Origin of the sequence: Nonomuraea sp. NPDC052116 (assembly GCF_040680035.1) — a bacterium.
Classification (GTDB): Bacteria; Actinomycetota; Actinomycetes; order Streptosporangiales; family Streptosporangiaceae; genus Nonomuraea; species Nonomuraea angiospora_A.
This window is the reverse complement of sequence record NZ_JBFAWA010000009.1, coordinates 190,443-211,320: the sequence shown is the minus strand read 5'-3', so window position 1 is coordinate 211,320 and position 20,878 is coordinate 190,443. Positions and strand designations below refer to the sequence as shown.

Annotated in this window: 16 protein-coding genes; 8 read left to right on the top strand and 8 right to left on the bottom strand. The window is 71.0% G+C overall.

What is annotated here, in order from left to right; genetic code table 11:
* Positions 1 to 30: 30 nt before the first annotated feature.
* The gene (lon, locus tag AB0L65_RS19545) at positions 31 to 2,388 is read right to left on the bottom strand and encodes an endopeptidase La (RefSeq protein ID WP_364247120.1); all 2,358 of its coding nucleotides are present in this window, start codon (positions 2,386 to 2,388) and stop codon (positions 31 to 33) included.
* 176 nt (positions 2,389 to 2,564) lie between these two features.
* Between lon and AB0L65_RS19540 the strand changes: the two genes are divergently transcribed.
* From AB0L65_RS19540 to AB0L65_RS19510, 7 genes are all read left to right on the top strand, one after another.
* Positions 2,565 to 4,262: a histidine kinase gene (locus tag AB0L65_RS19540; protein WP_364247118.1), complete on the top strand. Its 1,698-nt coding sequence runs from the start codon at positions 2,565 to 2,567 to the stop codon at positions 4,260 to 4,262.
* Between the two features lie 19 nt (positions 4,263 to 4,281).
* Entirely contained in the window at positions 4,282 to 4,938 is a 657-nt protein-coding gene (locus AB0L65_RS19535; protein ID WP_364247116.1) for a response regulator transcription factor, read from the top strand.
* Positions 4,939 to 5,207: 269 nt separating this feature from the next.
* Positions 5,208 to 6,569 (top strand): phenylacetate--CoA ligase family protein, encoded by a 1,362-nt coding sequence (locus AB0L65_RS19530; protein ID WP_364247113.1) that lies wholly within the window; start codon positions 5,208 to 5,210, stop codon positions 6,567 to 6,569.
* 460 nt (positions 6,570 to 7,029) lie between these two features.
* Positions 7,030 to 8,244, top strand: coding sequence for an alpha/beta hydrolase (locus tag AB0L65_RS19525; RefSeq protein WP_364247111.1), 1,215 nt, complete (start codon positions 7,030 to 7,032; stop codon positions 8,242 to 8,244).
* A gap of 128 nt (positions 8,245 to 8,372) precedes the next feature.
* Positions 8,373 to 9,017, top strand: coding sequence for a biliverdin-producing heme oxygenase (locus tag AB0L65_RS19520; RefSeq protein WP_364247109.1), 645 nt, complete (start codon positions 8,373 to 8,375; stop codon positions 9,015 to 9,017).
* A 968-nt stretch (positions 9,018 to 9,985) separates the two neighbouring features.
* On the top strand, positions 9,986 to 10,585 hold the full coding sequence (locus tag AB0L65_RS19515; RefSeq protein WP_364247107.1) for a TetR/AcrR family transcriptional regulator: 600 nt from the start codon (positions 9,986 to 9,988) through the stop codon (positions 10,583 to 10,585).
* A 32-nt stretch (positions 10,586 to 10,617) separates the two neighbouring features.
* Positions 10,618 to 12,015 (top strand): MFS transporter, encoded by a 1,398-nt coding sequence (locus AB0L65_RS19510; RefSeq protein WP_364247105.1) that lies wholly within the window; start codon positions 10,618 to 10,620, stop codon positions 12,013 to 12,015.
* Positions 12,016 to 12,029: 14 nt separating this feature from the next.
* Here the strand turns inward: AB0L65_RS19510 and AB0L65_RS19505 are convergent, their stop codons facing one another.
* Positions 12,030 to 13,259, bottom strand: coding sequence for a cytochrome P450 (locus tag AB0L65_RS19505; protein ID WP_364247102.1), 1,230 nt, complete (start codon positions 13,257 to 13,259; stop codon positions 12,030 to 12,032).
* A gap of 120 nt (positions 13,260 to 13,379) precedes the next feature.
* Between AB0L65_RS19505 and AB0L65_RS19500 the strand changes: the two genes are divergently transcribed.
* The gene (locus AB0L65_RS19500; RefSeq protein WP_364247099.1) at positions 13,380 to 14,756 is read left to right on the top strand and encodes an FG-GAP and VCBS repeat-containing protein; all 1,377 of its coding nucleotides are present in this window, start codon (positions 13,380 to 13,382) and stop codon (positions 14,754 to 14,756) included.
* 161 nt (positions 14,757 to 14,917) lie between these two features.
* Here AB0L65_RS19500 and AB0L65_RS19495 read toward each other — a convergent pair whose 3' ends face one another.
* The 6 genes from AB0L65_RS19495 to AB0L65_RS19470 are packed head-to-tail and all read right to left on the bottom strand — an operon-like array spanning position 14,918 to position 20,827.
* Positions 14,918 to 16,441 carry a HAMP domain-containing sensor histidine kinase gene (locus AB0L65_RS19495; protein ID WP_364247097.1) on the bottom strand — a complete coding sequence of 508 codons (1,524 nt, stop codon included), beginning with the start codon at positions 16,439 to 16,441 and terminating at the stop codon, positions 14,918 to 14,920.
* The gene (locus tag AB0L65_RS19490) at positions 16,438 to 17,133 is read right to left on the bottom strand and encodes a response regulator transcription factor (RefSeq protein WP_350726732.1); all 696 of its coding nucleotides are present in this window, start codon (positions 17,131 to 17,133) and stop codon (positions 16,438 to 16,440) included. Before AB0L65_RS19490 ends, AB0L65_RS19495 begins: the two co-directional genes overlap by 4 nt.
* Entirely contained in the window at positions 17,130 to 17,675 is a 546-nt protein-coding gene (locus AB0L65_RS19485) for a hypothetical protein (protein ID WP_364247094.1), read from the bottom strand. The genes AB0L65_RS19490 and AB0L65_RS19485 overlap by 4 nt, the downstream gene beginning before the upstream one ends.
* A 10-nt stretch (positions 17,676 to 17,685) precedes the next feature.
* Entirely contained in the window at positions 17,686 to 18,951 is a 1,266-nt protein-coding gene (locus AB0L65_RS19480; protein ID WP_364247091.1) for an ABC transporter permease, read from the bottom strand.
* The gene (locus tag AB0L65_RS19475) at positions 18,948 to 19,691 is read right to left on the bottom strand and encodes an ABC transporter ATP-binding protein (protein ID WP_364247088.1); all 744 of its coding nucleotides are present in this window, start codon (positions 19,689 to 19,691) and stop codon (positions 18,948 to 18,950) included. Before AB0L65_RS19475 ends, AB0L65_RS19480 begins: the two co-directional genes overlap by 4 nt.
* On the bottom strand, positions 19,688 to 20,827 hold the full coding sequence (locus tag AB0L65_RS19470; RefSeq protein ID WP_364247085.1) for an HlyD family efflux transporter periplasmic adaptor subunit: 1,140 nt from the start codon (positions 20,825 to 20,827) through the stop codon (positions 19,688 to 19,690). Before AB0L65_RS19470 ends, AB0L65_RS19475 begins: the two co-directional genes overlap by 4 nt.
* Positions 20,828 to 20,878: the final 51 nt, after the last annotated feature.

The window sequence follows — 20,878 nt, the reverse complement described above, 5'->3', positions numbered from 1 at the left end:
GACTGAATGATTCGCCCATTTATGCCCCGATTAGGCTGCTGCCGTGGCGGCCACCTTCGCCGGGGTCAGCGCGATGTCGAGAACCTCGCGCACGTCGCTCACCGCGTGGATGGTCAGCTCCTTGCGAACCTCCTCGGGCACGTCGTCCAGGTCCGGCTCGTTGCGGGCCGGGATGAGGACGGTCGTGATGCCCGCCCGGTGCGCGGCCAGGAGCTTCTGCTTGACGCCGCCGATCGGCAGGACCCGCCCGGTCAGGGAGATCTCGCCGGTCATGGCCACGTCACCGCGTACGAGACGGCCCGACAGGAGGGAGGCCAGCGCGGTCGTCAGCGTCACACCGGCCGAGGGGCCGTCCTTGGGCACGGCGCCCGCCGGGAAGTGGACGTGGACCGAGCGGTCCTTCAGCGCGGTGACCGGCAGCTCAAGCTCCGCCCCGTGCGAGCGGAGGTAGGACAGCGCGATCCTGGCCGACTCCTTCATCACGTCGCCCAGCTGGCCGGTCAGCGTGAGGCCGGTCTCGCCGGTCTCCGGGTCGGCCATGGACGCCTCGACGTACAGGACGTCGCCGCCCGCTCCGGTGACCGCCAGGCCCGTGGCCACGCCCGGCACCGAGGTGCGCTGGGTGGACTCGGGCAGCGACGACTCCGGCACGAACCGCGGCCGCCCGAGGTAGCCCACGAGGTCGCCCTCGCCGACCGTGACGGGCAGCTCGTCCTTGGCCGCCACCTTGCGCAGGATCCTGGCGACCGAGCGCTCCAGCGACCGGACGCCCGCCTCGCGGGTGTACTCGGCGGCCAGCTTGCGCAGCGCGCCGTCCTCGACCTTGACCTCCTCGGCGCTCAGCCCGGCCAGCTCCAGCTGCCTGGGCAGCAGGTGGTCGCGGGCGATCGCGACCTTCTCGTCCTCGGTGTAGCCGTCGAGCGTGACGATCTCCATCCGGTCGAGCAGCGGCCCGGGGATGGCCTCGAGCACGTTGGCCGTGGCCAGGAACAGCACGTCGGACAGGTCCAGCTCGACCTCGAGGTAGTGGTCGCGGAACGTGTGGTTCTGGGCCGGGTCGAGCACCTCCAGCAGGGCCGCCGTCGGGTCGCCGCGGTAGTCGGCGCCGACCTTGTCGACCTCGTCGAGCAGGACGACCGGGTTCATCGAGCCGGCCTCGCGGATGGCGCGGACGATGCGGCCGGGCAGCGCGCCGACGTAGGTGCGCCGGTGGCCGCGGATCTCGGCCTCGTCGCGCACGCCGCCGAGCGCGACGCGTACGAACTTGCGGCCCATCGCGCGGGCCACGGACTCGCCCAGAGACGTCTTGCCGACTCCGGGAGGGCCGGCGAGGGCGAGCACGGCGCCGCTGCGGCGGCCGCCCACCACGCCGACGCCCTTGTCCTGGCGGCGCTTGCGCACGGCCAGGTGCTCGATGATGCGGTCCTTCACGTCGGACAGGCCCGTGTGGTCGGTGTCGAGCACGGCCCGCGCGCCGGTGATGTCGTAGTTGTCCTCGGTACGGTCGTTCCAGGGGATGTCGAGCACCGTGTCCAGCCAGGTGCGGATCCAACCGGTCTCAGGGGACTGGTCGGAGGTCCGCTCCAGCTTGTCGACCTCCTTGAGCGCGGCCTCGCGCACCTTCTCCGGCAGGTCGGCGGCCTCGACGCGGGCCCGGTAGTCCTCTTCCTCGGTCTCGGTGTCGCCGTTGAGCTCCTTGAGCTCCTTGCGCACGGCGGCGAGCTGCTGGCGCAGCAGGAACTCACGCTGCTGCTTCTCCATGCCCTCCTGGACGTCCTTGCGGATCGTCTCGGCGACGTCGAGCTCGGCGAGGTGCTCGCGGGACCACTCGATCAGCCTGGCCAGGCGTTCGGCGGGGTCGGCGGCTTCGAGCAGCTCGACCTTCTGCGCCGTGGTCAGCCAGGGGGTGTAGCCGGAGCTGTCGGCCAGCACCGAGGGATCGTCGATCTGGTTGACCTGGTCGACCACCTGCCAGGCGCCGCGCTTCTGGAGGATCGTGGTGGCCAGCGCCTTGTACTCCTTGGCCAGCTCCTGAGCGCGCTCGCCGGCGGCGACGGTGTCGATCGTGTCGGCCTCGACCCACAGCGCGGCACCCGGGCCCGTCGTGCCGGTGCCCACGCGGACGCGGTTGACGCCCCGGACCACGGCGGCGGGCTCGCCGCCGGGCAGCCTCCCGACCTGCTCCACAACGGCCTGCACGCCGATGGCGCCGTAACGGCCGTCGATCCGGGGAACGAGGAGGACCCGCGGCTTGTTGCCACCGGATGCACGGGCCGCGTCTATGGCAGCCCGCACCTCGGAGTCGGACAGGTCCAGCGGAACCACCATGCCCGGCAGGACGACCTCGTCGTCCAGTGGCAGGACCGGAAGGATCAGGCTCTCACTCATGCGAACTCCAAAGGTTGAGTTATACCGACTCAATTCATTGGAGCCCTTCGTTGTTCCCTCTCTTGCCGATGTTCGCTCACGGCGATCGTAATTGTGTAAGCGATACCTGAGGGGGACGTGTGGGATCAAACCCTGGTGTGACGCCTGACGGGGCGCGCGCCCGTACCCTTGACCAGGTGATCTCCGTCCCCCGCCGCCGCTTCCTCAGCCGCCGCCGTCGCGCGGCCACCGAGGAACGGGCAGACGCGCCAGACGAGGCTGGCGAGAAGCGGGCAGACGTGCCAGGCGGGGGTGGCGACGAGGCGGCGGCCGAGCCGTACGACGATGACGCGGCAGCCCGGCGGCGTGGCGGCGGGGAGCGTTCGGGCGAGCGAGTCAGCCGGTCACCGTCCAGCACGGACGGCGCACGAAGCGGCGGCGAACGGAGCGGCGGCGAACGGGGGCTCTTCGGGCGGGTCGGGACGTCGGCGGGACGAGAGTTCCTCGGCCGGCTCGGGGCGTCGGCGGAACGCGGGTTCCTCGGGCGGCTCGGGGCGTCGGCGGGACGGGCCGTGTGGGCCGTTCGGGGGGCGGTCGGGCTCGCCTTCTTCCAGGGCGACGCCGATCCGCCACCGAAGGCGCGGCGGCTGGCGTTCGGGGTGCCGCAGTGGCTCAGGCCGCTCGTCCCGCTCACCACGATCAGCCTCGTCCAGGTGGCGGAGCTGATGTTGGCGCTGCTGCTCTACATGCAGACGGTGAACACGGTGTGGTCGTGGAACATCGGCCCACAGATCGGCCCTTACCGACAAGGGCCGATCTGGGAGGGCTTCGTCTACCTCACCGCCGTGGCGGTCGCGCTGCCCATCGCCCTGCGCGACCGGTGGCCGCTGGCGGCCTGGCGGGTGTCGTTCGCGCTGCTGCCCGTGGCCGTCGGGGTGACCCGGACGATCGGGTTCCCTCACGGCGAGATGCCGTACATGACGTGGCTGATCGTCTCCCATCTGCTGGTCCTCTACTCCGTGGCCGTGCGCTGCGACCGGCGGATCACGGTGGCCGTCTGGGTCGTCACGTTCCTGGCGACCTGGATCATCGACCCCAACTCGATGCCGGTCGCCATGGTCGTCGTGTCGGTGGCGGTGCTGTTCGGCTACAACGTGCGGGTCCGCCGTTCCGCCACGGCGAAGCTGAAGACGGAGGAGCGGCGCACCCGGCAGGCCGAGAGCGCGCAGGCGGTGCTGGCGGAGCGGGCCCGCATCGCCAGGGAGCTGCACGACGTGGTCGCGCACCACATGTCGGTGATCGCGATCCAGGCGGAGGCGGTGCCGCTCAAGGCCAGGGGCGATCCCGCCCAGTTGGAGGCGGGGCTGGCGGAGATCCGGGGGCTGTCGCTGGAGGCGATCGCCGAGCTGCGCCAGGTCCTCGGCGTGCTGCGCGATCAGGACGGACGCGTCGACACCGCCCCTCAGCCCGGGCTCGACCGGCTCGACGAGCTGGTCTCCAACGCCCGCGCCGCCGGGCTGGCCGTGCTCGTCAAGCGTGCCGGCCCGCTCGACCGGCTGTCTCCGGCCGTGGGGCTGTCGGCGTACCGGATCGTGCAGGAGTCGCTCAGCAACGCGATGCGGCACGCGCCCGGCTCGACGGTGGCGCTGGACGTCGCACACCGGCGGGGTGAGCTGTGGCTGCGCGTCGCCAACGGCCCGAGTACCGCGCCCGGCGCGGGGCCCGGCGCGGGTCAGGGGGTGGTGGGCATGCGCGAACGGGCGACGCTGCTCGGCGGCACGCTCGACGCCGGTCCGGCGACGGGTGGAGGCTTCGAGGTACGTGCCACGCTGCCCGTCACCGATGCCGACGCGGAGGCCCATGAGCACCTCATCGCAGGGGACGACGTCGGATGACCATGGAGAGGGAGAGGGCTTGATCCGGGTTCTGATCGCCGATGACCAGGGGATGGTGCGCACGGGGTTCACCGTGTTCCTGAGCGGGCAGCCGGACATCGAGGTCGTGGGCGAGGCGGCCAACGGGCGGGAGGCCGTGGAGCGGGCCTCGGCGCTGCGCCCCGACGTGGTGCTCATGGACGTGCGCATGCCGGTCATGAACGGTCTGGAGGCGACCAGGGAGCTCCTGTCGCGCGACGGGGCGCCGAAGGTGCTCATCCTGACGACGTTCGACCTCGACGACTATGTCTACGAGGCGTTGCGGGCCGGGGCCAGCGGGTTCCTGCTCAAGGACGCATCCGCCGCCCAGCTCGTGGAGGCGGTGCGCGTGGTCGCGGCCGGGGAGGCGCTCATCGCCCCGGCTATCACCAAGCGGCTCATCCACGAGTTCGCCAAGCTGGGCGGGCCGCGACCGGTGACGGGCAAGCGGCCGGCCGAGCTGACCGAGCGCGAGACTGAGGTGCTGACGCTGGTGGCGCAGGCGCTGTCCAACCAGGAGATCGCGGAGACGCTGTTCGTGGCGGAGCAGACGGTCAAGACGCATGTCGGGCGGGTGCTGATGAAGCTCGGCCTGCGCGACCGCGCCCAGGCGATCGTCTTCGCCTACGAGACCGGCCTGGTCCGCCCCGGCGAGTAACCCTGGGAGTGGTGCCCGCTCCCTTGCGCGGCCCCAGTCCCCCTCTCCCGACCAGGGTCGGTGCCGGCCCTACCGGTGGCGCCCCTCCCTTACACGGCCCCGTTCCCCCTCACCCGACCCGCATCCGTGCCGGCCTTGCCAGTGCCGCCCCTGCCTTACACGGCCCCATCCCCCTCACCCGACCCACATCCGTGCCGGCCTTACCGATGGCGCCCCTCCCTTGCACAACCCCCGTTCCCCTTCACGGGCCGCCGCCGTACAGTCGGCTGATGGACCCGGTTGAGCTCTTCCATCAGGTGGCGGCGACCGTTCCCGCCTACAGGGCCTTTCTGGCGGAGAACCGCATCAACCCCGAGCAGATCTCGACATTTCAGGATTTCGTCGGGCTGCCGATGACGTCCAAGGAGAACTACACCCACCGCCACCCCCTCCCCGACCTGTGCAGGAACGGCACGATCGGGGACATCATCGCCGTGTCCTCCGGCTCGACCGGCGTCCCGTCCTTCTGGCCGCGCTCGGCGGCGGACGAGCGCGTGATCGCCGCCCGTTTCGAAGAGGTCTTCAGGGACTCCTTCGACGCCCGCGAGCGCCGTACCCTCGCCGTCGTCTGCTTCGCCCTGGGCACCTGGGTCGGCGGCCTGTTCACCGTCAATTGCTGCCGACACCTGGCCGAACGCGGTTACCCGATCACCGTGGTCGCCCCCGGCACCGACCGGAGGGAGATCCTGCGGGTCATCCCCGAGCTGGCGCCCCACTTCGACCAGGTCGTGCTCCTGGGCTACCCGCCGTTCCTCAAGAACGTCATCGACACCGAGGACCTCCCCTGGGCCGACTGGAACATCAAGCTCGTCACGGCCGGCGAGGTGTTCAGCGAGGAGTGGCGCACGCTGGTCGCGCGGCGGGCGGGGATCGCGGACCCCGTCCGGGGCATCGCCTCCCTGTACGGGACCGCCGACGCGGGCGTCCTGGGCAACGAGACCCCGCTGTCCGTGGAGATCCGGCGCTTCCTGTCCACGCGCCCGGACACGGCCAGGGAGCTGTTCGGCGAGTCCAGGCTTCCGACGCTCATCCAGTACGACCCGCAGGTCCGCTTCTTCGAGGAGCACGAGGGCACCCTGCTCTTCTCCGGCGACAACGGCATCCCGCTCATCCGCTACCACATCGCCGACGAGGGCGGCGTGGTGCCGTACGAGGACATGCTGGGCTTCGTCCGGCGGCACGGCTTCGAGCCGGCGGCCGGAGGGCCGGAGCGGCCGTTCGTGTACGTCTTCGGCCGCAGCCACTTCACCGTGTCCTATTACGGCGCGAACGTCTACCCGGAGAACATCGCGGTCGGCCTGGAGCAGCCGGAGGTCAGCGGCTCGGTCACCGGGAAGTTCGTGGTGGAGGTGGTGGAGGACGCCGACCGGGACCGGCACCTGACGATCACGGTGGAGCTGATGCCCGGCGAGAAGCCGACCGACGAGATCGCCCAGGCGGTGGGCGGGTCGGTCCTGGCCCAGCTGCGGCGGCTGAACAGCGAGTTCGCCAGCTATGTGCCCGTCCCGCAGCAGGTGCCGTTCATCCGGCTACGGGAGTCCGGCGACCCCGAATACTTCCCCCCAGGTGCCAAGCACCGTTACACCCGCTGACCCGGGCGGGCGATGCGGAGCTCCACGACCCGCCGCTCGGCCCTGGCCAGGTCGTGGTCGTGGATGGACGGTCTCTCGCGAGTACGCACGCAGGCCGTCACCGTACACAGTGCCCGGCATTACCGGTCGGATCGCGGGCTGGGCGGGGTGATGGGGTACGGGCACCCGTTCCACACGGCGTTCTCCGACGACGCGAGGCGGCGCGGGACGCGGCGCTCTGTGGCCGGCTCGCCGAGCCGTCCTCCGAGCCTGATCCGAGGCGCCGCCGGGACGCCGCGCGCCTTCACACGCCGTCGGTAGGCCCGGACGGGTACGCCGAGGCGGAGCCTCGTTCAAGGCGATCGCTGGCCATTAGGCCACCGTACACGCACCGTAGTCCCGCATCACCCTCCAGTACTACGGGAAAGGTCAAACCCTGCGGTGACGCGGACGACCGGCCACTCTCCGTAACCTTCCCAGCATGCTCAGAAATCTTCTCCTCGCAGGGCTCGTGACGGTGGGGGCGCTCGTGGTGTGGCCGGGGCAACCGGGCGGGCGACTGGTGCGGGTCTACGGCGACCTGGCCACGGCCGACCGGTTGGCGGTCATCGTGCCCGGCGCCGACACGACGGTCGCCACGTTCGACGACGGCACAAAGCGGCCCGGAGGCGCGGCGAGGGCCCTGCTGGCGGAGGCCGCGCGGCTCGCCCCGCGCGAGCGACTGGCGGTGGTGGCCTGGCTGGGCTACGACTCCCCACCCACGCTGAGCCTGGGCGTGCTGACCAGCGACGCGGCGGTCAAAGGTGCCCGCGCGCTGCGCCGCACCATCACGGAGCTCCACGCCCGCACCCCGGCTCCGATCGCGTTGTTGTGCCACAGCTACGGCTCGGTCCTGTGCGCCAAAGCCGTCCCCGGCTTACCCGTGACCGACCTCGCGGTCTTCGGCAGCCCCGGCCTCGACGCACCCTCCGCCGCCGCCCTGACCCACCCGGCCCGCACCACGGAGGCCGCCCGAGCCACCGCCCTGACCCAGCCGGCCCACGCCGCAGAGGCCGCCCGAGCCACCGCCCTGACCCGCCCGGCCCACACCACGGAGACCACCCGAGCCACCCCGACCAACCCGGCCCGCACCGCAGAGACCGCCCGAGCCGCCGTCAGCGCGCTGACCGCAGACACCACTCGCGGCAAGACAGGCGGGTACGACGCTCAAGGTGCAACAGGCCCGCAGGACACCCACGGCACGACCGGCGCGCAGGACGATCAGGACGCGGCAGACTCACACAACGTCCAAAAGGCGACAGGCTCGGTCGGCGCACCGGATCCCACGGGCGCGCAGGAGGCAGACTCACCGGACACCACAGGCACGCCAAGCCCGCCGGATACCGGGGACACGGCAGACTTGCCGGACGCCTGGAGCACGGCAGGCGTACAGGGTGCTCAGGGCGGCGCGACAGGTGCGGCGGTGGTGCCGCTGCGGGTGTGGGCGGGGCTCGGAGAGAACGACTGGGTCAGGTTCGTGCCGAAGGTCAAGCTCGGGCCCGTGGGCTTCGGCGCCGACCCTATGAGCCCTTCGTTCGGAGCTCGTGTCTTCGCGGTGGGCTCAGGCGGTCACAGCGACTACTTCACCCCCGGGACCCCATCGCTGCGCAACCTGGCCCTCATCGCTCTCGGACACGAAGGCGAGGTGACCTCTTGACGTGGTGTTTCCTGGGTACGAGACAGAAGAGCCGGATTTTGATGACATGGTGTCGTCATCAGCTTGACGCCGGATGCCGATGTTTGTGACACTTTGTCATGAAACTTCCGTGCGAGTTGAGGTAGGCCGTGACCACCCCGTTCTCCGAAACCCTGAAGAACACCACCTGGGCTGACCACGAGTCCGCCGAAGGCGAGAGCTATCTCGCGGAGCTCATGGGCGGCCGGCTGAGCGAGCACGAATACGGCGAGATGGTAGCGCAACACTACTTCGCGTACATAGCGCTTGACGGCGTGTCACACCAGCTCGCCGACCATCCGGTGGCGGGCCGGTTCGTCTTTCCTGAGCTTTATCGGGAGCGAGCGCTGGAGCGGGACCTCGCGACGATCTACGGTCCGAGTTGGCGGAGCCGGATCGTGCCGTCCAAGGCCACCCGCACGCTGGTCGCGCGGATCCACCAGATGGCCGATTGGCCGAGCGGCTACATCGCCCACCACTACACGCGCTACCTGGGCGATCTTTCCGGCGGTCAGTTCATCCGCATGGAGCTGCAGAAGATCTACGGGTACGGCACGGGCGGGGGCGTCGACTTCTACATCTTCGACGGGCTGGGCAGCCTGCCGAGGTTCAAGAACGAGTACCGTGCGCGGCTGGACGAGCTCGAGCTGGACGACCGGGAGCGTCAGCGCATGATCCGCGAGGTGAAGCTGGCGTACCAGCTCAACACCGAGGTACTCGCCGAACTCCTCCACGTCGTCAAGACCGCCGCCTGACGACCAGCGCCCCGCCGTCGCCACTGCCGCCTAACGCCCGACGACCGGACTCACCCCGCTGTTACGGCTGTCGCCTCCCACCAAACGTGCCCCGCCCCTTGCCCAGCCACCAGCCGCCCGTCATCAGGACCCGCCACTTAGCGGCCGACCTCACCACGCGGTCACAACTGCCAGCCAATTAGCCACCGACGCCCCCTTACGTGCGCCGCCCAGCCACCAGCGGCCCCTCGTCACAGCCACCACCCAACGCCCGACGGCCCACCCCACCACGCCGTCACGGCCGCCACCCAACATCCGGCGGCCCACCCCACCACGCCGTCACGGCCGCCGTCCAAACACCAGCGGCCACCCTCACCACGCCGTCGGAAACGGCCGCCACCCAACACCCGACGACCGACCCCGCCGCCGTCACGGCCGCCGTCCAAACACCAGCGGCCACCCTCACCACGCACCGAAACCGGGGCCTGACCCCCGACAGCCGGGCCTCCCCCCAACGCCGGAATCACCATCCACCCCCAGCAGCCTCTCGCCACGGCCGCCACCCAACACCCGGCGGCCAGCCCACCCACGCCTTCGCGGCTGCCATCCATACACCAGCGGGCGCCCTCATCACGTCGTCAGGACAGCCCACTAACCACCGGCGTGCATCTCACGACATCATCAGGACCGACCACCAGCCACCGGCGGAACCCCCCGCCACGCCATCAAGAAAGCCCACCAACCACCGGCGCGCACCACACCACATCATCAGGACCAACCACCAGCCACCGGCGGAACCCCTCGCCTCATCATCAAGAAAGCCCACCAACCGCCGACAGGCGCCCCGCCGCATCATCAAGACAAGCCATCAACTGCCGACGGGCCGTTCTCGCTGGTCCGGTGTCCGTTGGCGGTGGTGGGATTCTGAGGGGAGGGTGAATGAGGGGAGTGCGCGTCGGCTTGTGACGATCTCGGCCTACGATGGGCGTATGCCTCGGATCTCCGCCGCCACGATCGGCGAGCATCGAACGCAGACGCGGGACCGGATCCTGCAGGCCGTCTCCCGACTGTCCAGGGTGCACGGTATCGACGCGATCTCGATGACGGACGTGGCCGGCGAGGCCGGGATCACCAGGACCGTCCTCTACAACTACTTCCCCGACAAGGCGGCACTGTTGCTGGCGTTCACAGAGCGGGTGACCCAGTACTTCATCGACAGCTACGAGCAGGAGCTGCCAGGGAGTGCCTCACCGGCTGATCGGCTGCGGGCGTTCGTGCGGCTGCAGCTGGCCGGGCTGGTCGCCCATCCGCACCCGGGTGCCGCCGATCTCAGTGCCGCGCTCGGACCGGATGCCTACCAGCAGTTGGCCGAGCATGTCGCGCCCATGCAGCGCATTCTGGTGGAGATCCTCGAGAGCGGGGTCGAGTCCGGCGATTTCCGGGTGCTCGACGTGCAGGCCACGGCTCGCATGATCCTCGCCGTGGTCGGCGCCGAGCGGGTTCCGCTGATCAGCGGGAGCGTGACGGTGGACCGGGCCGGGGAGCTGGTGTCCGAGTTCGTGCTGCGGGCCATCGGCGGACTCGCGTGAGCGGTACGGCTGGCGGCCCGGGGACGGCGCCCGTGAACGGCCATGTCCAACTCGGGTCCGCCCGGGGCCGCTGGATCCTGGCGGCGACCGTGCTCGGCTCCGGGCTGGCGCTGCTCGACAGCACCGTGGTCAACGTCGCCCTCCCGTTCCTGGGCAAAGAGCTCAACGCGGGCATGGACGGCCTGCAGTGGACGATCAACGCGTACACGCTCACCCTCGCCGGGCTGATCCTGCTGGGCGGGTCGCTGGGCGACCGGTACGGGCGGCGGAAGATCTTCTTGATCGGCACGGTGTGGTTCGCCGTGGCCTCGGCGCTGTGCGGGCTGTCGCCGAACATCGAGTTCCTGATCTCGGCCCGGGCCCTGCAGGGCATCGGCGGTGCGTTGCTCACGCCGGGTTCGCTGGCGATCATTCAGGCGTCGTTCGTGCGGCACGACCGGCCCCGGGCCGTCGGGGTGTGGTCCGGGCTGGGCGGTGTGGCCAGCGCGATCGGGCCGCTGCTGGGCGGCTGGCTGGTGCAGAGCGTGGGGTGGCGCTGGGCGTTCCTGATCAACCTGCCGTTCGCGGCGCTGATCGTGCTCGTGACCCTGCGGCACGTGCCGGAGAGCAAGGACGAGGAGGCGGCGGGGCGGTTCGACGTGCTGGGGGCGGCGCTGGCGGCGCTGGCGCTGGCCGGGATCACGTACGGGCTGATCGAGACGGGCGCGCCGATACCGCTGATCGCGGGGCTGGTGCTGGGCGCGGCCTTCGTGGTGACCGAGATCCGCAGGTCGCCCGACGCGCTGGTGCCGGTGGAGATCTTCCGCAACCCGGTCTTCACCGCCGTGAACGTGGTGACGCTGATCATGTACGCGGCCATGGGCGTGGTGTTCTTCCTGCTCGTGGTCCAGCTCCAGGTGGTGTCCGGATTCGGGCCCATCGCGGCGGGGCTGGCGATGCTGCCGACGACGATCCTGATGCTGCTCCTGTCGCCCCGGGCCGGAGAGATCGCCAAGCGACGCGGGCCACGCTGGCCGATGACGGGCGGGATCCTGCTCGCGGCCTGCGGGTTCCTCGCGATGAGCACGATCGGGCCGGGCGCCTCCTACGCGCTGCAGGTCCTGCCCGCGGCGACCCTGTTCGGGCTGGGGCTTTCGGCGGCGGTCGCGCCGCTGACCTCGACCGTGCTGGCCACCGCCGAGGAGCGGCACGCCGGCACCGCCAGCGGCGTCAACAACGCCGTGGCCCGCACCGGGAGCCTCCTCGCCGTGGCGGCCGTGCCGCCGCTGGTCGGGCTGGTGGGTGACGCGTTCAGGAACCCGCCGGTGTTCAACGCCGGATTCCACATGGCGATGCTGGTCAGCGCCGGGATGATGGTGGTGGCGGCGCTGATCACGTTCTTCACGATCAGGACGAACGTGCTGGCGGTCGACGACGACCAGCCCGACTGAGTCCCGTCACAGCGTCAGCAGGTGAACGGCTGGGCGCGGACGCTGTTGTCGAAGTTCGACAGCAGCAGGTCGGGCTCGCCGACCGAGCGGATGTCGGGCAGCCTGGTCAGCAGCTCGCGGAACATCGTACGCATCTCCTGCCTGGCCAGGTTGGCGCCGAGGCAGAAGTGCGGCCCGGGGCCGCCGAAGCCGACGTGCGGCTTGGTCTCGCGGGTGATGTCGAACGTGTCGGCGTCGGGGAAGACCGACTCGTCCCGGTTGGCCGATCCGTAGAACAGGACGACCTTGTCGCCCTTCTTCAGCTCCAGCCCGCGCAGCGAGCAATCCTCGGTGACCGTGCGCCGGAACTGCATGATCGGTGACACGTACCGGACCATCTCCTCGATCGCGCCGTTGATGTGCGTGTCGAAGTCGCTCATCAGCAGCTCGCGCTGCGCCGGGTTGTCGGTGAGGAGCTTGATGCCGTGCGCCATCGTGTTGCGGGCCGTCTCGTTGCCCGCGACCAGCAGCAGCGAGAAGAACGAGCCGAGCTCCTTGTCGGTCAGCTTCTCCCCGTCGGGGTTGGCGTTGACCAGCAGGGACACCAGGTCGCCCTTGGGGTCGGCGACGCGCTCGTGGCCGAGCTTGATGACCATGCGCTGCAGGGCGAGCAGGGCCAGCATGTTCTGGCCGGCCATCTGGACGCTGCGGGCCAGGCTGGGGCGCACACCGGTGTACGCGGTGGAGATGTCGACGTGCTGGTGGACCTTCTCGCGCAACTCCTGCGGGATGTCCAGCATGTCGCAGATGACGTGGATGGGCAGCCGGGCGGCCACCTGGGTGACGAAGTCGCTCGGCCCGTCCCTGACGACGTCGTCGACGATGCGGGCGCAGGCCGCCTCGATGTCGCTCTGCAGGCCGGCCAGCATCTTCGGGCTGAACGAGCGGGTGACGATCCGGCGCAGGCGGGCGTGGCGCGGGTCGTCCATGTTGACCATCGACTCCCCGAACACCTGCTTCACCCAGCCGGGCGGCTCCGGGTTGGTGACGGCGGGCTCGCTGGAGAAGATCTTGGCGTTGCGGCTGGCCTCGACCACGTCCGCGTGCCGTACGAGGGCGTAGAAACCCTTGCCCGAGCGCAGGAACGGCACCTTCTTCTCGGGGAAGAACACCGGATGCTCCACCTGCCGGAGCCGGGCGAATGCCTCGTTTCGCTCTTTCGGCGGCTTACGCCAGAAATCCAGATCCGCGAGATCGATGTCCACGCGTCTATCCTGGCACGTTCCCACCACGCCGTGGATCGCCAAGCGATGTGCATCCGGCTCTCCTGGGCCGTTCTCGCGCTGTTCAGGCACGGTTCGACCTGTGTGGACATTACTTCCGTTATGAACCTTCTCCTCGCCGCCTGCCTGGTTCTCCCCCTCGCCTCCGGCACGACTCCCGCCGCGGCACGGGCGTGCGGCGGGCACCCTCTCGACTTCGACGGCGACGGACGGCCCGACCTCGCCGTGGCCGCGCCCTACGACGACTCCCGGGCCGGGTCGGTGACCGTGATGTACGGGTCCGGGAAGAAGGTGAAGCTCACCCAGAACGGCGCCGAACCCGGTGACTCGTTCGGATCGGCGCTGGCCGTCGGCGACTTCAACGGGGACAAGTGCGCCGACCTGGCCGTCGGGGTGTCGGAGGAGTTCGTGGGGACGCGGGTCCCGGGCGGGGACGGGAACGGGGTCGTCCAGATCTTCAACGGCTCGGTCGGCGGGCTGGTCCCGGGCAAGGAGCTGGCGCTGGCCAAGCCGTCCAGCGACCGGTTCGGGGCGGCGCTGGCCGCCGGGGACCTCGACGGGGACGGCAAGGACGAACTGGTCGTCGGCGCGCCCAGCCACCGCTCGGGCGGGGCGGTGACGGTGTACTGGATGAAGGGGCGCAAGCCGTACCAGATCACTCAGAAGACGTCGTGGGTGCGGCAGGCGGCGAACGTGACCGACCAGTGGGGCGCCGCGCTGGCGACCGGGGACTTCGACGGGGACGGCAAGGACGAGCTGGTCGTCGGCGCGCCCGCCGACAGCGTCACGCTGGACGGGCAGGGGTCGGTGACCGTCGTCGACGTACGGGCGAAGCGGGCGCGGCTGCTCACCCAGAGCAGTCCCGGCATCAAGGGGGCCTCCGAGAAGTGGGACGCGTTCGGGGCCTCGCTGGCCACGGGCGACTTCAACGGGGACGGGCGGGCCGACCTGGCCATCGGGGTGCCGAGTGAGGGGCTCAGTGCGAACCAGCGGGCGATGGACTACGGCGACGGCACCGTGGACGTCCTGTACGGGTCGCGCGGCGGGCTGACCACCCGCAAGAGCGAGGCGTGGTCGCAGAACACGCTCAAGGGGGTGCCCCGGTACTACGACCGGTTCGGGGCGTCGCTGGCCGCCGGGGACTTCAACGGGGACGGGCACGACGAGCTGGCCATCGGCGTGCCCGGGGAGAAGGCGGTCCAGGTGCTGGCCGGGCGGGCCTCCGGCGGGTTGACGCGGGTGGGGAACCTGCTGATCAAGGGCGAGGGGCGGGACTTCGGGGCCGCTCTGGCCGCTTTGCCGCTGAGTGAGCGGTATCGGGCGCTGGGGGCGCGGCGGCCGCTGTACGGGCTCGTGGTGGCGGCGCCGGACCAGGGGCTGGTCATGTACGCTCCCGGGTCCCGGAAGGCGGGGCTGAAGCTGGGCAAGGTCCGCCGGCTCAGCAAGGGCACGGGGCTGTACGGGTACACCTTCGGCTGAGCCGCTGACGTGCTGAGTTCCAGGGGACGGTGTGGGACGGGGTTCGGGCCGAGCGTGACGGGGGTGGCGGTGTCGGGGGTGGCCGTGTCGGAGGTGGCCGTGTCGGAGGTGGCCGTGACGGGGGCGGCCGTGATGGGGGCGGGCTTGACGGGGGCGGGTGGTCAGGTGGGGGGTGGGGTGGCGGTGGTGGGGAGGATGATGCGGAAGAGGGCGCCCTTGCCGGGTGAGCCTTCCGCCATCACGATCCCCCCGTGCGCCTCCACCAGCGTCGCCGCGATCGACAACCCCAGCCCCGACCCGCCCGCGCTCCGCGCCGGATCCGCCCGGTAGAAGCGCTCGAAGACGCGTTCGGCCACCTCCGGCGGGAAGCCGGGCCCCTCGTCGGCCACCTCCACCACGGCCTGGTCACCGTCCAGCCCGACCCGCACCTGGAAGGGCGTGCCGGGCGGCGTGTGGGTGAGGGCGTTCGTGACGAGGTTGTTGATCACCTGCCCGAGCCGCGACTCGTCCCCCGTCACGGTCACGTCCCCTTCGCCGCCGAACAGCCGCACCAGCTCGATCCTGCGGTCCGGCGCCAGCGTCTGGGCGTCGATGACGGCGGTGGCGGCCAGGCTGAGCAGGTCCACGGGCCGGCGGGCCAGCTCCCGCCGCTGGTCGAGGCGGGCCAGCTGGAGCATGTCCTCCACCAGCAGCCCCATGCGGGCCGCCTGCCCCTCGATGCGGCTCAGCAGCCGTACGGCCTCCGCCAGGTCCTTCTCCTCCCCCAGCCGGTACAGCTCGGCGAACCCCCTGATCGACGTCAGCGGCGTGCGCAGCTCGTGGGAGGCGTCGGCCATGAACCTGCGCATGAGCTCCTCGGAGCGCCGGGCGGCCGTGGCGGACTGGCGGGCGGACTCGGCGGCCGCCTCGCGCTCGCGCGCCGCCGACTCGATCTGCGCGAGCATGCCGTTGAGGGAGCGGCCGAGCTTGCCGACCTCGGTGGTGGCCGCCCACATGGGCACGCGGCGGGACAGGTCGCCGCCCGCGATGTCCTTGGCCGTACGCGCGATCTCGCGGAGCGGGCGCAGGCTGCGGCGTACCAGCCAGTAGCACGCGAACCCGAGCACCACCAGCGTGCCGCCGCCGGCGACCCCCACGATCAGGGCGAGCTGGGAGACCGTGGCGTCCACGTCGTTCAGGTTGACGGCGATCACCCGGGTCTCGCCGTCCCGGACCGGCACGGCGGTGACGCGCCAGCTTGGGCCGCCGGCGGCGCGCGACTCGACGGTGAAGGGGTGGCCGTGGAGCTCCAGGACCGTGGCGAGGTCGAGCTTGGGCAGGGCGGGCGTGTGATCTTCGGTCGACTCGCTGAGCGTCCTGATCGGGGCGCCGGCGGAGTCGAGGATCACGGCGTAGAACAGGCCGAAGAAACGCTGCGGGCGGGTACCGGGACGGGGCTGGTCGGTGGGCGGCGGGGGCGGCTCGCGCAGCGGGCGGCTGGCCGCGAGCAGTTGCTGGTCCACGCGCTCGACGAGGTAGCCGCGCATCAGCCGTACGGCGAACAGGCCGGTCACGGTGATGGCGAGGGTGACCAGCAGGAGGGTCGCCGACACCAGCCGCAGCCACAGCGGGGACCTGGCCAGGTGTTTGCGGACCGCCGCGCCCTTCGCGCGGAGGTGTTGAGCGGGAGAGACGGCGCCGCTCATATGCGGGGCGGGCGCAGGATGTAGCCCACCCCGCGCAGCGTGTGCAGGTATTTGCGGTCCCCCGTGTCCACCTTCCGCCGCAGGTAGGAGACGTACGACTCGACGAGCCCGACGTCGGTGCGCCAGTCGCCGTTCCAGACGTGGTCGAGGATCTGCGTCTTGGACAGCACCCGGCCCACGTTGAGCATGAAGTAGCGCAGCAGCCTGAACTCCGTCGGCGACAGCTTCACCGGGATGCCGTCGCGCCACACCTCGTGGCTCTCCTCGTCCAGCTCCAGGTCGGCCACCCGCATCCGGTTGGGCGGCGGCACGCCGCGCCGGGTGCGGCGCAGCACCGCCCGGATCCTGGCGATGACCTCCTCCAGGCTGAACGGCTTGGTCACGTAGTCCTCGCCCAGCCCCAGCCCCGCGATGCGGTCCTCGGGCGTGTCCTTCGCCGTCACGAACAGCACCGGGACCCGGCGGCCGCGGGACCGCAGCCTGCCCGCGACCGCCAGGCCGTCCAGGTCGGGCAGCATGACGTCGAGCATCACCAGGTCAGGTGAGCTCTCCTCGGCCACCCGCAGCGCCTCCATGCCGTCGGCCGCGGTCAGCACCTCGAAGCCGGCCATGCGCAGGCTGGCCGAGAACAGCTCCCTGATGTTGGGCTCGTCGTCGACCACCAGCAGCCGGGCTTCGGGCTCGCGCGTCATCGCGGGCCTCCTCCCAGGTTCCCCTGCGTGATCGACGTCGCGGTCACCGAACCGTCGCCGCCCTGCCGGCCGCGGACGACCACCGTGGTGCCGGTCTGGAGGTCGGTCACCTTCCCGGGCTTGGAGATCTGGACGGTCGTCTGGTCGTCGGTGGCGACCGTGACGGTGGAGCCGTCCATGGTCTTCACGTAGACCTTGCCGCCCTCGACCTTCTCGACGGTGCCGATGGTGCCTCCCCCGCCGCCGCCCATCCGCTGGCCTCCACCGTAACCGGGCGGCTGTCCGGATCCGCCGCGCTGCTGGCCGAAACCGCCCTGCTGCTGGCCGTACCCGCCGCCCATGGGGCGCTGCTGCGCCCCGGCGGCGGAGGCGGCCGGCGAGCCGAACAGGTTGGCGGCCTGAATGCCGATGAGGATACCGGCCACCAGCACGACGCCGGCGGCCAACGCCAGCGTGAGCTTGGAGGTGCCCTTCCGCGGCTGGACGGCGAGCTCCTCCTTCAGGTCGTCGGGGTACGGCGAGGAGTCGTCGAGCTGGGCCATGTCATTCTCCTTACTCGTGGCGCAGGGCCTGGATCGGCCTCAGCTTGGCCGCCCGGTTTGCGGGATAACTGCCGAAGAACAACCCGATCCCCACCGACACGCCCAGCGCGAGCGCCACCGACGACGGCACGAGGACCGGTTCGATGCCGGCCACGGTGAACCTGGTCCCGAGGAACGCCACCAGCACCCCGGACAGCCCGCCGACCAGGCTCAGCAGCGTGGCCTCCAGCAGGAACTGGCCCAGGATCGCGCTCCTGGGCGCGCCGATCGCCTTGCGGATGCCGATCTCGCGCGTGCGCTCCGTGACGGTCACCAGCATGATGTTGGTGATGCCGATGCCGCCCACCAGCAGCGAGATCGCGGCCACGGCGCCCAGCAGCACGGTGAAGGTGCCGGTCGCCGCGCTGACGGTCTCCTGCAAGGTGGCCTGGTTGAGGATGCGGTAGTCGGCGTTGTCGTTCTTGATGCCGTGCCGCTGGTTGAGGATGGCCGTGACCTCGGCCTGCGCCGCTGTCGTGGTCTCCGCCCCGGACGCCTGCACGACGATCGAGTTGAGCGAGCCGAACCCGCTCAGGCTCTGCTGTACGGCGGGCAGCGGCGCGATGGCCACGTCGTCGGCGTCCTGCATGCCGGTGGACCCGGCCTCCTTCAGCACCCCGACGACCGTGAACGGCACGCCGGACACGCTGACCTGCTTGCCGATGGGATCGACGGTGCCGAACAGCTCCTCCACGACGGTCTGGCCGAGCACCACGACCTTCCTGGCGGCCAGCACGTCGTCGTTGAAGAAGTACGTGCCCTTCGTGACCGGCTTGTTGACGGCCTCGAAGTAGCTGGGGTAGGTGCCGACGAACTGCGAGATCGCGTGGCTGGCGGCCCCGTACGTGGCCGTCGAGGAGGAGGCGGTCACGACCGGCGAGACGCTCCTGACGGAGGGCGCCAGGGTCTTGTCGGTCAGCGCCTTGGCGTCGGTCAGGCTGAGCTGCCTGGCCTGGGTGCGCGGGCCGGTGTTCGTGCCGCCGCCGGACGCCCGCATGACGCCACCACCACCACCGCCGCCACCACCGCCGCCCGAGAACTGCGGGGAGATCGTCAGGGTGTTGGCGCCGAGGCGCTGGATGTTGCGCTGGATGCTCTGCGAGGAGCCCTCGCCGATGGCGACCAGCATGATGACCGCGGCGACGCCGATGAGGATGCCGAGCGTGGTCAGCGAGCTGCGCATCTTGTTGGCCAGCAGGCCGCGCAGCGCGAAGCGGAGGATCTCGAGCTGGTTCACCGGGCCGCTCCCGCCATCCGGGGCGGCGGGCCGTCCACCGGGCCCTGGCGGCGGTCCTCCACGATCTCGCCGTCCACCAGCCTGATCACCCGCTTGGCGTGCGCGGCCACGTCGTTCTCGTGGGTGATGAGCACGATCGTGCGGCCCGACTCGCTGAGCCGGTCCAGGATCTCCAGGACGTCGTGCGTGGAGGCGGTGTCGAGGTTGCCGGTCGGCTCGTCGGCCAGCAGCAGCGCGGGCGCGGTGACCAGGGCTCTGGCCACGGCCACGCGCTGCTGCTGGCCGCCGGAGAGCTGGTTCGGCTCGTGGTGCACGCGGTCGGTCAGCCCGACCTGGTCCAGCGCCGCCAGGGCCCGCCTGCGCCGCTCGGCCTGGCCGATGCCGCCGTACACCAGCGGCAGCTCGACGTTGGCCAGCGCGCTCATGCGCGGGATCAGGTTGAACGACTGGAACACGAACCCGACCCTGCGGTTGCGCAGGATGGCGAGCTGGCGCTCGTCCAGCTGTCCCACGTCGGCGCCGTCGATCAGGTACGTGCCGGAGGTGGGGATGTCGAGGCAGCCGAGGATGTTCATGAGGGTGGACTTGCCGGAGCCGGAGGCGCCCATGATGGCGACGTAGTCGCCGCGCTCGACGTCCACGCTGATGCCGCGCAGGGCGCGGACCTTCGCGTCCCCCTCGCCGTACTCCTTGACCAGGTCCTGCACGCGCAGGACAGGGGGAACCTCCGGGGCCGTCATCGCCCGCCTCCCGGACCGCCGCCGCCGGGCACCCCACCGCCGCCGGGGAAGCCGCCGCCACCGCCGAAGCGCAGGTTGCCGCCCGTGGTGCTCGTCGTGGTCGCCGGGGGCACGATCTGGTCGCCTTCGGAGACGCCCGACTTGATCTCGGTCAGCGTCGTGCCCTGCACGCCGACCTCCACCGGGGTCCTGGTCTGCGTGCCGTTCCTGATCAGGGTGACCGTGGTCTGGCCACCGCTGGTGGAGACCGCCGTCGAGGGTACGGTGACGACGTTGTCGGCCTGGCCGACCACGACCTCGACCGTGGCCGTCTGGCCCAGCCGCACCTGGCCCGGGACCTTCGTGAACGTCACCGTGACCGGATATTGCACGACATTGTTGCTGGTGGAGGCGACCGGCTGGATCTGGGTGACCTTGCCCGTGGCGGTCACCCCCGGCAGGGCGTCGAACGTGACCGTGGCCTCCTGGCCGTTCTTGAGCTTGCCGACGTCGGACTCGGTGAAGGTGCCCACGAGCTGCAGCCTGCCGGTGTCGGCCAGCTCGACGAAGCCGCCGGAGCTCTGCGTGCCGCCGGAGCCCGAGCCCGAGGACTGGCCCGTGCCCTGGCCGGAGGCCGCGCTCGAACCCGACCCGGAGCCGGATCCGGAGCCCGATCCCGAGCTGCTGCCGCCGACCGAGCCGTTCACCGCCGTGATCGTGCCCTTGAACGGCGCCTTCAGCACGGTGGCCGCGACCGTGCGCTGGGCCTCCCGGTAGGCGTTGCGGGCCTTGATGTAGGAGGCGTAGAGCTGGGCCGTCGAGGTCCCGTCGTCGACGGCCTCGTCGTACGTGGCCTTCGCCGCCGACAGGCTCTCCTGCGCGGCGTCGTCGTCGATCCTGGCCAGGAGGTCGCCCTTGCTCACCTTGTCGCCGGCCTTGACGTAGATCTTCTCGACCGTCCCCGTCGTACCGAACGAGAGGGCCCTGGACTTGGAGCTCTCGACCGCGCCCGACGCGGACACCGAGGCCACCACGGAGCCGCGGCTCGCGGTCACGGTCCTGACGGCCGTCTGGCCCGCCGCCTGGCCCGTGCCGAGCTGGGCGTACGCGAGCGCGGCACCGCCCAGCAGGAGCACCATCAGCGCTCCGTTGGTCATCAGCGCTCTGCGCCGTGTGGACACCTTCACAGGCGGTGACCCTTGCACACC

Excerpts from the sequence above, each read along its gene's own strand:
- lon (WP_364247120.1), bottom strand. The coding sequence starts at position 2,388 with ATGAGTGAGAGCCTGATCCTTCCGGTCCTGCCACTGGACGACGAGGTC.
- AB0L65_RS19515 (WP_364247107.1), top strand. The coding sequence starts at position 9,986 with ATGCCTCGGATCTCCGCCGCCACGATCGGCGAGCATCGAACGCAGACG.
- AB0L65_RS19495 (WP_364247097.1), bottom strand. The coding sequence starts at position 16,441 with ATGAGCGGCGCCGTCTCTCCCGCTCAACACCTCCGCGCGAAGGGCGCG.
- AB0L65_RS19530 (WP_364247113.1), top strand. The coding sequence starts at position 5,208 with ATGGACCCGGTTGAGCTCTTCCATCAGGTGGCGGCGACCGTTCCCGCC.
- AB0L65_RS19470 (WP_364247085.1), bottom strand. The coding sequence starts at position 20,827 with ATGACCAACGGAGCGCTGATGGTGCTCCTGCTGGGCGGTGCCGCGCTC.
- AB0L65_RS19475 (WP_364247088.1), bottom strand. The coding sequence starts at position 19,691 with ATGACGGCCCCGGAGGTTCCCCCTGTCCTGCGCGTGCAGGACCTGGTC.
- AB0L65_RS19485 (WP_364247094.1), bottom strand. The coding sequence starts at position 17,675 with ATGGCCCAGCTCGACGACTCCTCGCCGTACCCCGACGACCTGAAGGAG.
- AB0L65_RS19500 (WP_364247099.1), top strand. The coding sequence starts at position 13,380 with ATGAACCTTCTCCTCGCCGCCTGCCTGGTTCTCCCCCTCGCCTCCGGC.
- AB0L65_RS19490 (WP_350726732.1), bottom strand. The coding sequence starts at position 17,133 with ATGACGCGCGAGCCCGAAGCCCGGCTGCTGGTGGTCGACGACGAGCCC.
- AB0L65_RS19525 (WP_364247111.1), top strand. The coding sequence starts at position 7,030 with ATGCTCAGAAATCTTCTCCTCGCAGGGCTCGTGACGGTGGGGGCGCTC.